Source organism: Pseudomonas pisciculturae (assembly GCF_015461805.1).
GTDB lineage: Bacteria > Pseudomonadota > Gammaproteobacteria > Pseudomonadales > Pseudomonadaceae > Aquipseudomonas > Aquipseudomonas pisciculturae.
Genome location: NZ_JACVZE010000002.1, coordinates 634,139 through 646,853 on the forward strand (window position 1 = coordinate 634,139; position 12,715 = coordinate 646,853).

Genomic DNA, 12,715 nt, shown 5'->3' on the forward strand with positions numbered 1-12,715 from the left:
TCCTCAATGGTCGGCTGCCGGAAATCAATAACTTGGCATAATTTGTGCCGACAAAATGCGCGCAGAGTATAGGGGCGGTTCTGCCCCTATTCAACTGTCGGGTAGTGATTTCCGATCACACGCTACATGAGTAAATGTTTCAGCGGATGTGGGCAAGGACGCCCTGAAGCTCATCGAGAGAGTTATATCCGATAACCAATTGGCCTTTACCTTTCTTGCCGTGGCGAATTTGCACCGCAGAGCCTAGGCGCTCGGCCAGGCGCTGCTCAAGGCGGGCAATATCCGGATCAGGTTTGGTCGTTTCGACCGGTGCAGGTTTGCCGCTGAGCCACTGGCGAACCAGGGCCTCGGTCTGACGAACGGTGAGCCCTCGTGCGACAACATGTCGCGCCCCTTCAACCTGTTGGTTTTCGGGCAAACCGAGCAAAGCACGGGCGTGGCCCATTTCCAGGTCGCCGTGCGACAACATGGTCTTGATGACTTCCGGCAGCGAAATCAGACGCAGCAAGTTGGACACAGTCACGCGGGACTTGCCCACTGCATCGGCCACTTGTTGCTGAGTCAGTTGGAACTCCTGCTGCAAGCGCTGCAACGCGATCGCTTCTTCGACCGGGTTGAGGTCTTCACGCTGGATGTTCTCGATCAACGCCATGGCAATGGCGGTTTCATCCGGCACATCGCGCACCATCGCGGGGATGGTTTCTTTGCCAGCCTGCTGGCTGGCGCGCCAGCGGCGTTCGCCGGCGATGATCTCGAAGCGCCCGCCACCAATGGGGCGCACCACGATCGGCTGCATGACGCCCTGGGCCTTGATCGAATTGGCCAGTTCTTCCAGCGCCTGGGGGTCCATGTCCCGGCGGGGCTGGTATTTGCCCCGCTGGATCAGGTCCAGGGGCAGGTGTTGCAGCTCGCGCTCGTCGGCCTGCACCGCTTGTTCTTCAAGCGACGTGACAGTCGGACCACTCAGCAGTGCATCCAGTCCACGTCCGAGACCTCGTTTCTTGACGGCCATGGGGGTTCCTTAAGTTGGCTGGGCTGCAGCGGTGCGTGAGTTGCGGCGTTGACGGCGAACCATCTCGCCGGCCAGGGCCAGGTAGGCAATGGCACCCCGCGAGGATTTGTCGTACGCCAACGCCGGCATGCCGTAGCTCGGGGCTTCGGCCAAACGGATGTTGCGTGGGATCACCGTGTCGTAGAGCTGGTCGCCAAAGTGCTCCTTGAGCTGCGCCGATACGTCATTCATCAGGCTCAGGCGCGGGTCGAACATCGTCCGCAGCAGGCCTTCGATCTGCAGGTTCGGGTTGAGCAGCTCGGCGATGCGCTTGATGTTATCCACAAGGTCGCTCAGCCCTTCCAGCGCGTAGTACTCGCACTGCATGGGGATAATCACCCCATCGGCCGCCACCAACGCGTTCAATGTCAGCATCGACAGTGACGGTGGGCAGTCGATCAGGATGTAATCGTAATTCTCGCGGATCGGCGCCAAGGCGCTGCGCAGACGGCTTTCTTTCATCTGCATTTCCAACAGCACCACTTCCGCCGCGGTCAAATCGCGGTTGGCGGGTAGCAGTTGGTAGCCACCGTGTTCGGAGTAGTGCATGGCTTGGGCCAGGTCGCACTCACCAATCAGCAAGTCGTAGACCGAGTTTTCCAGGCCGTGTTTATCCACACCGCTACCCATGGTGGCGTTGCCCTGTGGATCGAGATCGATCAACAGCACCCGGCGCTTGGTAGCGACCAGGGATGCTGCGAGGTTGATGCAGGTGGTGGTTTTGCCCACGCCACCTTTCTGGTTCGCTATCGCGAATACCTTAGCCATTCTTGCTTGTGTTCCCAATCATGCCGTGCGGCGCAGTATCAGCAGATGGCGTTGGCCTTGGCAACCGGGTACGGCCAAGGCGTGTTCGCTATCGAGGTGGAAGTCTGCCGGCAATGCTAACAGCTCATCGCTTGGATGGACGCCCTTCATTGCCAGCCAGCGCGTGTCGCGATCGCCCAGGTGGCGAGTCCAGTTGCTGAAGTTCTCCATGCTGCTGAACGCCCGGGAAACAATTCCGTTGAAGGGCAGCTCAGGCGTGAAAGCTTCGACGCGGCTGTGGATAACTTGCAGGTTATCCAGCTTGAGTTCGAGTTTGACCTGGGTCAGGAAGCGGGTTTTCTTGCCGTTGCTGTCCAGGCAAGTCACTTGGGCCTCTGGAAACAGGATGGCCAATGGGATGCCGGGCATACCGCCGCCGCTGCCCACGTCAAGCCAGCGGCCATTTTCGATAAATGGCATGACGCTCAAGCTGTCGAGCAAGTGGCGGGAAACCATTTCATTGGGGTCGCGCACTGCGGTCAGGTTGTAAGCCTTGTTCCATTTAATCAACAGGGCCAGGTAGCCCAGCAGCAATTCGTGCTGGGCCGGGGTCAGGTCGACGCCCAACTGGCGTGCACCTGTGGATAACTCTTCGGCGTGTTGCGAGGTGACCAACGAACTCAAGCGCTTTGCTCCAACTGACGGCCCGCGCCGCGTTTTTTCAAATGAATCATCAACAGCGAAATGGCTGCCGGGGTGACACCGGGAATGCGTGAAGCCTGGCCCAGGGTTTCTGGCCGAGTTACCCCCAGCTTGCTTTGGATTTCTTTCGACAACCCGGAAATACCGGTGTAGTCGATGTCCACAGGCAGCTTGGTATTTTCACTGGCGCGCAGGCGAGCGATCTCGTCCTGCTGGCGGTCAATGTAACCGGCGTATTTGGTCTTGATTTCGACCTGCTCGGCGACCTGTGGGTCTTCTGCACCGCCGCCAGTCACTTCAACCAGGCCAGCGTAGTCGATTTCCGGACGGGACAGCAGGTTCAGCAAGTTGTACTCGTGAGTGAGCGGCGTGCCGAACTTTTCAGCGATTGCATCGCCTTGCTCGGTGCCCGGGCGAACCCAGGTGCTTTTCAGGCGCTGCTCTTCCAACACGATGCTTTCGCGTTTTTTGCAGAAGGCTTCCCAACGCACGTCATCGACCAAGCCAAGCTCACGGCCTTTTTCGGTCAGGCGCAGGTCGGCGTTGTCTTCGCGCAGGATCAGACGGTATTCCGCCCGGGAAGTGAACATCCGGTACGGTTCCTGGGTGCCCAGGGTAATCAGGTCGTCAACCAGCACGCCGATATACGCTTCGTCGCGACGCGGGCACCAGCTGTCTTTGCCCTGTGCACGCAATGCAGCGTTGGTACCGGCCAACAAACCTTGGGCACCGGCTTCTTCGTAACCGGTGGTGCCGTTGATTTGGCCGGCGAAGAACAGGCCGCCGATCACTTTGGTTTCCAGGCTGTACTTCAGGTCACGCGGGTCGAAGTAGTCGTACTCGATGGCGTAGCCCGGACGCACGATATGCGCGTTTTCCATGCCGCGAATCGATTGCACGATCTGGATTTGCACGTCGAACGGCAGGGACGTGGAAATCCCGTTCGGGTACAGCTCGTGTGTAGTCAAACCTTCGGGCTCGATAAAGACCTGGTGGCTTTCCTTGTCGGCAAAGCGGTGGATCTTGTCTTCAATCGACGGGCAATAACGCGGGCCAATACCTTCAATCACCCCGGAATACATCGGTGAACGATCAAGGTTTGCCGCGATGATTTCGTGGGTACGGGCGTTGGTATGGGTAATCCAGCAGCTGACCTGTTTCGGATGCTGCTCCTTGGAGCCCATGAACGACATGACCGGGATCGGTGTATCGCCAGCCTGTTCGGTCATCACCGAAAAGTCCACAGAACGCCCGTCGATACGCGGCGGAGTCCCGGTTTTCAGGCGGCCTACACGCAGCGGCAGTTCTCGCAGGCGTTTTGCCAGGGCAATCGACGGCGGGTCGCCAGCGCGGCCGCCGGAATAGTTCTGCATACCGATGTGGATAAGTCCGCCGAGGAAGGTACCGGTGGTTAACACCACGGACTCTGCGAAGAAACGCAGGCCCATTTGGGTGACCACACCGCGTACCTGGTCTTGTTCGACGATCAGGTCATCCGCTGCTTGTTGAAATATCCACAGGTTCGGCTGGTTTTCCAGGGTTTCGCGTACCGCCGCCTTGTACAGGATGCGGTCGGCTTGGGCGCGGGTAGCACGTACGGCCGGGCCTTTGCGGCTGTTGAGCACGCGAAATTGAATACCACCCTTATCGGTAGCCATGGCCATCACGCCGCCGAGGGCGTCGATTTCTTTGACCAAGTGGCTTTTGCCGATGCCACCAATGGCGGGGTTGCAACTCATCGCACCGAGGGTTTCCACGTTGTGCGTGAGCAGCAGGGTTTTTACGCCCATGCGTGCTGACGCCAGTGCTGCCTCGGTACCGGCATGACCGCCGCCGATGACGATCACTTCAAAACGGGAAGGGAAATCCACCACGCACCTCGTGCCTGCTTATGTAGGTAATCAGGAATTGTTTGTTGAAAGGGTTTTGGAGCTTTGGCGGCAAGTATAGGGACTTAGCCCTCCCTAAAGAACCCTTTGCACAAAATTTAACCAGCTGTGGATTAATCACAGACAATAGAAATTAAAAGAGAGAGATTTATTAAATCTTTGTTTTTATGTTTATTTCTACTGAGGCTATTTTCTGTGGATAGATCGCTATAGGCCTTTGTTTACTTCATGTACAGAGGTTCAAAAGTCTGTGGTCATATGCCGATGAGCCACGTGGATAAGTGCTTTAAGCCTGTGGATTAAACAGGTGGTTATCCACAGACGGGTTTATGCTCAGTTTTAAAGCCCTGTTATCAACTGGGCACAAGGGCGGTTATTCACAGGGCTTAATCCACAGAAATTGGCAAAAGGAGGCGTATATCACCCACGACGAAACCTCCGAAACTCAGATGTCGGGTGCAGAGTTCGGTAAAAAGAGGACTATTGTGAGAAAGCGACGGGGCAGTTAATAATAGCGATTATCATTAAGCCACCTTGTCTCGCTCCTATGCCCGCTCCTTCGCACACGGCTGTAGTCCAGCACATCTACGAGCAACACCATTCCTGGTTGCACGGGTGGCTCAAAGGCAAATTGCATAACGCCTGCGATGCGGCCGATGTGGCCCAGGATACGTTCGTGCGCATACTGGGCGGTCGTCATGCTGCACAGATCCAGGAACCGCGCGATTACCTGGCGACCATTGCCAGGGGGCTGGTGATTGATCGCTATCGCCGGCATGCCATTGAGCAGGCTTACAAGCAGAGCTTGGCCGAGCGCCCTGAAGCGGTGGCCATCAGTGAAGAAGACAAGGCAATCATCATCGAAACCCTGGTGGCTGTGGACAAAGCGCTCTGCGGCCTGGGGGAGCGGGCGCGGCGTATCTTCATGCTCTCGCAGATTGATGGGCTGACTTATCAACAGATCGCCGATCAACTGCAGGTTTCACTGACCACGGTGAAAAAGCACATGATCCGCGCGCTGACGGAATGCTCGCTAATCATGGCCAGCATGTAATGGCGGTGCCTGATCGCAAAACGTTCGAAGCTGCCGCCAGTTGGTATGTGCAGTTCCAAGCCCAGTCGCCCACGCCCGCTGAACGCCACGCCTGGCAGCAATGGCTCAGTGGCGATCCTTCCCATCAGGCCGCCTGGAACCAGATAGAGCAATTGCAGCGCAGTCTTGGCACCCTGCCCCCGGACCTGACGCGCCGTGCTCTATCCACCACGCAACAACGCCGCCAGGTACTCAAGTGGATGTTACTGCTAGGTGGCACCGGGTATCTGGGATGGAATGTTCAGCAACATACGTCCCTGGGCAGTGCTTGGGCCGACTACCGCACCGGCGTGGGTGAACGCCGGCGCATCGCGTTCGCCGATGGCACGCAGGTTGATCTCAATACCCACACCTCGATTGATGTGGCGTTCGACGGGCGCCAGCGCTTGATCCGCCTGCGTGAGGGGGAAGTACTTATCCACACCGGCAAATCGGGCGGGCAGGCGCCGTTTTACGTCGAAACTCGCCAAGGGCGGGTTCAGGCTTTAGGCACGCGGTTTACCGTACGTCAGTTGTCGGACGCCACACGTGTTGGCGTACTGGAAGATCGGGTCAGGGTTTCACCCGCAGGCCAACCCGACCACGGCCGGATGCTCAGCGCGGGTGAGAGCGTTGACTTCGACCGACAGAACGTTGGGGTCAACCACCCGTATCGAGGTACCCAGGCCGCCTGGGTCGACGGCCAACTGATCGTATTAAATGCGCGCTTGGGTGACGTGATCGACGACCTTGCCCGCTACCGGCCGGGCGTCTTGCAGTGCGATGCAGCATCCGCACGTTTGCGCGTTTCCGGAGCATTCCGTCTGGATTCTACCGATGCGGTGCTGGCCAACCTCCAAGCCACCCTGCCCATCCAGGTGAAATACTTCACCCGCTATTGGGTTTCGGTGAAGGGAAGCGGCTGATTGCAAAAAATAATCCACAAGGGGTTATCTTTTTTTTACCTGACGCGGCCCTACAGGTAATTACGACGCTACCTTCAGGGCTTACCCACCTATGCGCCTTCCCACCAAGCTTCGCCAACGACTCTCTTGTCACGGCATCACCTACGGCCTGCTACTGGGCACTGCCGCCAGCACGGGGGCTTTATTCTCGACTGGCGCCATGGCCGCCAGTGCGGTGCAGCACTACACCATTGCAGCCGGGCCGCTGGACAACGCCTTGAGCCAGTTTGCCGCCAAGGCCAATGTGATTCTGTCTTTCTCGCCTGAGCAGACCGCGAGTTTGAGCACGCCAGGGTTGGACGGTGACTATTCGGTGGAACAAGGCTTTGCATTCTTGCTGCAAAGCTCAGGCTTGCAGGCTGTCGTTCAGGCACCTGGAAGCTATGTGTTGCAGGCGGCGCCCACCGGGCAACTTACGCTTTCACCGACGACCGTCAGCACTTATCAACAGGGTGGTTTCAATCAAGAGATTGCCGGGGACATCGGTTACAAGGCGCAAAACAGTCGCATCGGCACCAAGACCAGTACACCCTTGTCGGAAACACCTCGCTCGGTGTCAGTGGTCACTGGCCAACGCATCAAGGACCAGAAATCTCAGACATTGACTGAAGTATTGGGCTACGTGCCGGGTATTTTTGCGCCCCCGTTTGCGGCCGGCGATAGCCTGGCGGGCGATTTGTTCTTCATTCGCGGTTTCAACGCCACGGATTACGGCTACGGCCTGTTGCGTGATGGCTTACGCGTACAAGGCAATAGGTACGACACCACCAGCGAACCCTATGGGTTAGAGCGTGTGGAAATCTTCCGTGGGCCTTCATCGCTGCTTTACGGTGAAAACGCCCCTGGTGGCCTAGTGAACCTGGTCAGTAAACACCCCACGGCGACCCCGCAAGGCGAGGTGCAGCTGGGCTACGGCTCGAACAACCGACGTCAACTGGGTGTGGATATCTCTGGACCGCTCAATGACAGCGGCAACATCCTTGGCCGGGTGGTGATGCTTGGCCGAAAGTCCGATACGCAGACCGACCATGTCCCGGACGACCGTCTCTACATTGCCCCCTCCCTGACCCTGAATTTCGACGACTACAACACCCTCACCCTGTTGGCCAACTACCAGAAGGATCACACCAACCTGGAACTCGGCCTACCGGCTGCCGGCACATTGCTGACTAACCCCAACGGCCAGTTGTCGAAACACACCATGCTCGGCGACCCGGACTGGAACACCTTTGAGCGCGAAGCCTGGAATACCGGCTATGAATTCAGCCACAGCTTCAATGACGATTGGCAGTTCCGCCAAAACTCGCGCTATATGCAGTCACGCATTACCCGGCATGAAACCTGGCCTGGCGAATTGAATAACCAGGGCTTTGGCACCCAGCTGAACATGAGTGCCTACGACCGCTACAACAAGTCGATGGTTTATTCGCTGGATAACCAACTGGAAGGCAAATTCCAACTGGGCAGTCTGGAAAACACCGTGCTATTTGGCGCGAGCTACGATCGCACCTCGTTCAATCAGGATTGGGATGGCGGGTTGGTTGGCGCAATCAATGTGTATAACCCTGTGTATCTAAACGATCCGACCACTCCCATCGCCGTGCAAAACACCTTGCTCGAGCAGCAGATGAAAGGCGTTTATGCACAGATCCAAAGCAAGTACGACCACTGGTTGTTCCTGCTGGGCGGTCGTCAGGACTGGGTCGACAGTGATTTTCGCGACAAGGTAAAAAGCTCGACGGACTCCAGCACCACCGAGCAGAAATTCACTTACCAAGGTGGCGTGATGTACCAGTTCGACAACGGCCTGACGCCGTATGTCAGCTACTCCACGGCGTTCGTCCCGGTACAGCAGATCGCGGTGACAGGCTCACCGCTCAAGCCCATCACCAGCCGCCAATATGAAGTGGGCGTGAAGTACGAGCCCATCGGTTGGGACACGGCGATGACGCTGTCGGTGTATGACTTGCGCAAGCAGGACGATACCTACCTCGATAGCACCACCAATACTTATCGCCAAGTGGGTGAAAGCCGCGCCAAGGGCGCAGAGCTTGAGATCAACAGCAACATCACACCGAACCTGAACCTCACGGCTGCCTACACGTACACCGACGCTCGGATTACCAAAGACACGGCTGGCTCATTGGTTGAGGGGCGCCAGATGACGGGGGTTCCGCGCAACCAGGCGTCGGTCTGGGGCAAGTACCGGTTCCTGGATGGCCAACTCAAAGGGCTGTCGCTGGGCGGTGGTGTTCGTTACTTCGACAGCGCCTATTCCTACACCAAGCCGACCCTCTACGGGAAACTCGACCCCGGCAGCGTCACCTTGGTGGATGCTGCCATCGGCTACCAGATCGACACGCACTGGGCGGTGGACCTGAATGCCAAGAACCTGTTCGACAAGGAATATGTATCCGGTTGCAACGATGCGGGGCGTTGCTACTGGGGAGACAGCCGTACCTTGCTCGGTACGGTGTCCTACAACTGGTAAGGGGGCTGTGGATAACTCGGCTATTTGCCGATGCAGAAGCTGGAAAAGATCCGCCCCAACAAATCATCTGAGCTGAATGCACCGGTGATTTCTCCCAACAGTTGCTGTGCCTGGCGTAAATCCTCAGCCAGCAGCTCACCGGCCCCCGCCAAGGTCAGCTGTGCCCGGCCGTGCTCCAGGGCCGCGCTGGCATGTCGCAGCGCTTCCAGGTGTCGGCGGCGCGCGCTGAAGCTGCTTTCCGAGGTCTGCTCGTAGCCCATGCAGGCCTTGAGGTGCTCGCGCAGCAATTCCAGGCCATCACCGGCGGATTTCGCACTCAAGCTGATGGTGACATGACCATCGTCGCTGGTATGCATGGTAATGGCTTCGCCCGTCAGGTCGGCCTTGTTGCGGATCAAGGTAACTTTGGCGGGGTCTGGTCGTTGTTCAAGGAATTCCGGCCAGAGCGCAAAAGGGTTCACAGCCTCAGGCGCAGTTGCGTCTACTACCAACAGCACGCGATCAGCTTCGGCGATGGCCTTGAGCGCTCGCTCTACGCCGATCTTCTCCACCTGATCATCGGTATCGCGCAGGCCCGCGGTATCGACCACGTGCAGCGGCATGCCGTCGATGTGGATATGTTCACGCAAGATATCTCGGGTGGTACCGGCAATCTCGGTGACGATCGCGGCTTCACGGCCTGCCAAGGCATTGAGCAAACTGGATTTGCCGGCATTCGGACGACCGGCAATCACCACAGTCATGCCGTCGCGCAACAAAGCGCCCTGCCCGGCTTCGCGCAGCACTGTGGATAACTCATCACGGACCTTATCCAGCATTGCCAAAACGTGGCCATCGGCCAGGAAGTCGATTTCTTCTTCCGGGAAATCAATGGCAGCCTCGACGTAGATGCGCAAGCTGATCAATTGCTCGGTCAGGTTATGCACACGCAAGGAGAATGCGCCCTGCAGTGAGCGCAACGCATTGCGCGCAGCCTGTGCAGAACTGGCCTCGATCAAGTCAGCAATCGCTTCAGCCTGGGCAAGGTCGAGTTTGTCGTTCAGGAACGCGCGTTCGCTGAATTCCCCCGGCCGGGCCAGGCGGCAACCCAATTGAAGGCAGCGCTGCAACAACATATCCAATACGACCGGGCCACCGTGACCCTGCAATTCCAAGACATCTTCGCCAGTGAAGGAGTTTGGCCCAGGAAAATAAATGGCCAAGCCTTCATCGAGCACGCTGTCGTCAGCATCCAGGAACTGACCGTAATGGGCGTAGCGCGGTTTCAACTCACGCCCACTGATGGCCTTGGCAGCAATGCCGGCGAGCGGCCCGGAAATTCGAACGATACCGACGCCGCCCCGACCTTGAGCGGTAGCGACAGCAGCGATGGTTTCACGAGGAGCGCTCATCAGCAGGTTCCAGAATAAAAGTGGCGGAAAGCAAAACGCCCCACTAGGGGGCGTCTTGAGTGGTTACCCACAGAGTAAATTACGCGGCAGCTTTTGCAGTAGCTGCTTCGATTTTACGTGTGATGTACCACTGTTGAGAGATCGACAACACGTTGTTGACCACCCAGTACAGCACCAGACCAGCAGGGAACCACAGGAAGAAGAAGGTGAAGATGATTGGCATCATTTTCATTACCTTGGCCTGCATCGGGTCCGGCGGAGTCGGGTTCAGACGCTGCTGGATAAACATGGTCGCGCCCATGATGATCGGCAGGATAAAGAACGGGTCTTTGATCGACAAGTCAGTTATCCACAGCATGAACGGCGCCTGGCGCATTTCAACGCTTTCCAGGAGTACCCAGTACAGCGACAGGAACACCGGCATCTGCACGAGAATCGGCAAGCATCCACCCAGCGGGTTGATCTTCTCTTTCTTGTACAGCTCCATCATGGCCTGCGACATTTTCTGCCGGTCATCACCATGTTGCTCTTTCAGAGCGGCCAGTTTCGGTGCAACGGCACGCATGCGCGCCATCGACTTGTAGCTGGCGGCCGACAGAGGGAAGAAGATCCCTTTGATCAGCATGGTCAGGAAGATGATCGAGAAGCCCCAGTTACCCACAATGCTGTGGATATGTTGCAGCAGCCAGAAAATCGGCTGGGCAATGAACCACAGAATGCCGTAGTCCACAGTCAGTTCCAGGCCTGGGGACAACTCTTTGAGTACAGCCTGGCTTTTCGGGCCGGCATACAGGGTAGCGCTGGTTTCAGCTTTCGCGCCTGGAGCGACGGTCAACGCCGGGCCAGTGAAGCCGATGATGTAGTTGCCCTGGTTGTCCTTGCGGGTTTGCACCAGGTTGGCTTCACCCTTGTTCGGGATCCATGCGGTCACGAAGTAGTGTTGCAACCAGGCAACCCAACCACCTTGGACGGTCTCTTTCAGCGCGCCTTTGTCGATATCTTTCATCGACACTTTTTTGTACGGCTCGCTACTTGTCCACAGGGCAGCGCCCAGATAAGTAGCGGTACCGGTGGCGGTGCTGGAAGACGGATCGGAGCTGCCATCACGCTTGAGCTGGGCAAACAGGTTGCCGCTCCACACTTTGTCGCTTGTGTTGTCGATCAGGTAAGTGACCTTCAAGTCGTACAAACCGCGGGTAAAGCTGAAGCGTTTGATGTAGTTGACGCCGTCCTGAGTGAATTTCAGGTCGACGTTCAACTGGTTCTGGCCATCAGCCAGTTGATAAGTCTTCTGTTCGGTCGAATAAACCGGACGACCGGTAGCGCGAGCATCCGGGCCGTTGGTGCCGGTCAGGCCACTTTGTGCCAGATAAGTACGTTCACCACCGTTATCGAACAGTTGGAACGGAACATCCGGGTGATCCTGGCGACGTGGATACAGCGGCAGCTTCAGCTGGGCAATATCACCACCTTGTGGATCGATAGCCAGGTCGAGCACATCCGTTTTCACGTGGATGAGGTCTTTGTTGGTGACCACTGGCGTTTCTAAAGGGGCGCTTGTCTCGCCATTCGCGCTGGGAACATCGGCACTCGCGGACGCATTGTTACCCAGCGGGGTGTCCGGAATAGCCGGCGCAGCCTGGTTGGTAGCAACATTCTGAGTCGGCAGGGCAGCCTGGCCATAGTCCTGGTTCCACTTAAGGACCATAACGTAGGACACGATTGCCAGGGCGACGATCAGGATCGTGCGTTTAATATCCATGATTACTCGGCCATCGAAGAAGAACGGGAGGTAGGGATAGGTGGAACCGGGTCATAACCACCGGGATTCCACGGATGACAGCGACCTAAACGACGAAAGGTCAGCCAGCCACCGCGCAGAAGACCATGATTTTCTATGGCCTCTAACGCGTAGCAGGAACAACTGGGGTAGAAACGACAGTGGCTGGCCATCAGGGGACTAATGGCATAGCGATAAAACTGGATCGGTACGAGTGCCAGTTTACGCATCGGTACTGTCTACCCCTACAGTTTCGGTGCTGACTGCTGGTGCTGGCTTGTTGGTACGCGCCAGACGTTTCCAGAGCTTGCCGAAATGCTGAATCAATTCGGGGTTTTCTACATCCCCCAAGCCTTTGCGCGCGACGATAACAATATCCCAACCAACCAGAGTGTCCTGGTGGAGGCGAAACGATTCGCGCATCAGACGCTTGAGGCGATTGCGCTCAACGGAGAGCTTGACGCTCTTCTTGCCGATCACCAACCCGAGGCGGGGGTGATCCAGATCGTTGTTACGCGCAAGGAGCAGGAGATTTTTCCCCGGAACCTTGCCGGTGGGGGAGTCAAAGACTGCCTTGAAATGCCGGGGGGTTAGCAGACGCTTTTCCCGACTGAAGTCCTGACTCAC

At 57.3% G+C, this 12,715-nt stretch carries 11 protein-coding genes; 3 read left to right on the forward strand and 8 right to left on the reverse strand.

What is annotated here, in order from left to right; genetic code table 11:
- Window positions 1–139: 139 nt before the first annotated feature.
- From ICY20_RS08560 to mnmG, 4 genes are read right to left on the reverse strand one after another with little or no spacing between them, the layout of a single operon-like run.
- Window positions 140–1,012 carry a ParB/RepB/Spo0J family partition protein gene (locus tag ICY20_RS08560; protein WP_159960486.1) on the reverse strand — a complete coding sequence of 291 codons (873 nt, stop codon included), beginning with the start codon at window positions 1,010–1,012 and terminating at the stop codon, window positions 140–142.
- Window positions 1,013–1,021: 9 nt separating this feature from the next.
- On the reverse strand, window positions 1,022–1,819 hold the full coding sequence (locus tag ICY20_RS08565; RefSeq protein ID WP_016978715.1) for a ParA family protein: 798 nt from the start codon (window positions 1,817–1,819) through the stop codon (window positions 1,022–1,024).
- Between the two features lie 18 nt (window positions 1,820–1,837).
- On the reverse strand, window positions 1,838–2,482 hold the full coding sequence (rsmG, locus tag ICY20_RS08570; RefSeq protein WP_159960488.1) for a 16S rRNA (guanine(527)-N(7))-methyltransferase RsmG: 645 nt from the start codon (window positions 2,480–2,482) through the stop codon (window positions 1,838–1,840).
- Window positions 2,479–4,371: a tRNA uridine-5-carboxymethylaminomethyl(34) synthesis enzyme MnmG gene (gene mnmG / locus ICY20_RS08575; protein WP_159960490.1), complete on the reverse strand. Its 1,893-nt coding sequence runs from the start codon at window positions 4,369–4,371 to the stop codon at window positions 2,479–2,481. Before mnmG ends, rsmG begins: the two co-directional genes overlap by 4 nt.
- Window positions 4,372–4,936: 565 nt before the next feature.
- On the opposite strand from mnmG, the gene ICY20_RS08580 reads away from it, so the two are divergent.
- The 3 genes from ICY20_RS08580 (at window position 4,937) to ICY20_RS08590 (ending at window position 8,917) form a co-directional block, all read left to right on the forward strand.
- Complete coding sequence (locus tag ICY20_RS08580) at window positions 4,937–5,443, forward strand: sigma-70 family RNA polymerase sigma factor (protein ID WP_159960492.1); 507 nt, start codon at window positions 4,937–4,939, stop codon at window positions 5,441–5,443.
- Window positions 5,443–6,387 carry a FecR domain-containing protein gene (locus ICY20_RS08585; protein ID WP_159960536.1) on the forward strand — a complete coding sequence of 315 codons (945 nt, stop codon included), beginning with the start codon at window positions 5,443–5,445 and terminating at the stop codon, window positions 6,385–6,387. Before ICY20_RS08580 ends, ICY20_RS08585 begins: the two co-directional genes overlap by 1 nt.
- A 91-nt stretch (window positions 6,388–6,478) precedes the next feature.
- The gene (locus tag ICY20_RS08590; RefSeq protein ID WP_159960494.1) at window positions 6,479–8,917 is read left to right on the forward strand and encodes a TonB-dependent siderophore receptor; all 2,439 of its coding nucleotides are present in this window, start codon (window positions 6,479–6,481) and stop codon (window positions 8,915–8,917) included.
- A 20-nt stretch (window positions 8,918–8,937) separates the two neighbouring features.
- Here the strand turns inward: ICY20_RS08590 and mnmE are convergent, their stop codons facing one another.
- From mnmE to rnpA, 4 genes are all read right to left on the reverse strand, one after another.
- Window positions 8,938–10,308, reverse strand: coding sequence for a tRNA uridine-5-carboxymethylaminomethyl(34) synthesis GTPase MnmE (gene mnmE / locus ICY20_RS08595; protein WP_159960496.1), 1,371 nt, complete (start codon window positions 10,306–10,308; stop codon window positions 8,938–8,940).
- 79 nt (window positions 10,309–10,387) lie between these two features.
- Window positions 10,388–12,070, reverse strand: coding sequence for a membrane protein insertase YidC (gene yidC / locus ICY20_RS08600; protein WP_159960498.1), 1,683 nt, complete (start codon window positions 12,068–12,070; stop codon window positions 10,388–10,390).
- A 2-nt stretch (window positions 12,071–12,072) separates the two neighbouring features.
- Window positions 12,073–12,318, reverse strand: coding sequence for a membrane protein insertion efficiency factor YidD (yidD, locus tag ICY20_RS08605; RefSeq protein WP_010207715.1), 246 nt, complete (start codon window positions 12,316–12,318; stop codon window positions 12,073–12,075).
- Complete coding sequence (gene rnpA / locus ICY20_RS08610) at window positions 12,311–12,715, reverse strand: ribonuclease P protein component (RefSeq protein WP_053128141.1); 405 nt, start codon at window positions 12,713–12,715, stop codon at window positions 12,311–12,313. Before rnpA ends, yidD begins: the two co-directional genes overlap by 8 nt.

Excerpts from the sequence above, each read along its gene's own strand:
- ICY20_RS08560 (WP_159960486.1), bottom strand. The coding sequence starts at position 1,012 with ATGGCCGTCAAGAAACGAGGTCTCGGACGTGGACTGGATGCACTGCTG.
- ICY20_RS08565 (WP_016978715.1), bottom strand. The coding sequence starts at position 1,819 with ATGGCTAAGGTATTCGCGATAGCGAACCAGAAAGGTGGCGTGGGCAAA.
- ICY20_RS08580 (WP_159960492.1), top strand. The coding sequence starts at position 4,937 with ATGCCCGCTCCTTCGCACACGGCTGTAGTCCAGCACATCTACGAGCAA.
- ICY20_RS08585 (WP_159960536.1), top strand. The coding sequence starts at position 5,443 with ATGGCGGTGCCTGATCGCAAAACGTTCGAAGCTGCCGCCAGTTGGTAT.
- ICY20_RS08590 (WP_159960494.1), top strand. The coding sequence starts at position 6,479 with ATGCGCCTTCCCACCAAGCTTCGCCAACGACTCTCTTGTCACGGCATC.
- mnmE (WP_159960496.1), bottom strand. The coding sequence starts at position 10,308 with ATGAGCGCTCCTCGTGAAACCATCGCTGCTGTCGCTACCGCTCAAGGT.
- yidC (WP_159960498.1), bottom strand. The coding sequence starts at position 12,070 with ATGGATATTAAACGCACGATCCTGATCGTCGCCCTGGCAATCGTGTCC.
- yidD (WP_010207715.1), bottom strand. The coding sequence starts at position 12,318 with ATGCGTAAACTGGCACTCGTACCGATCCAGTTTTATCGCTATGCCATT.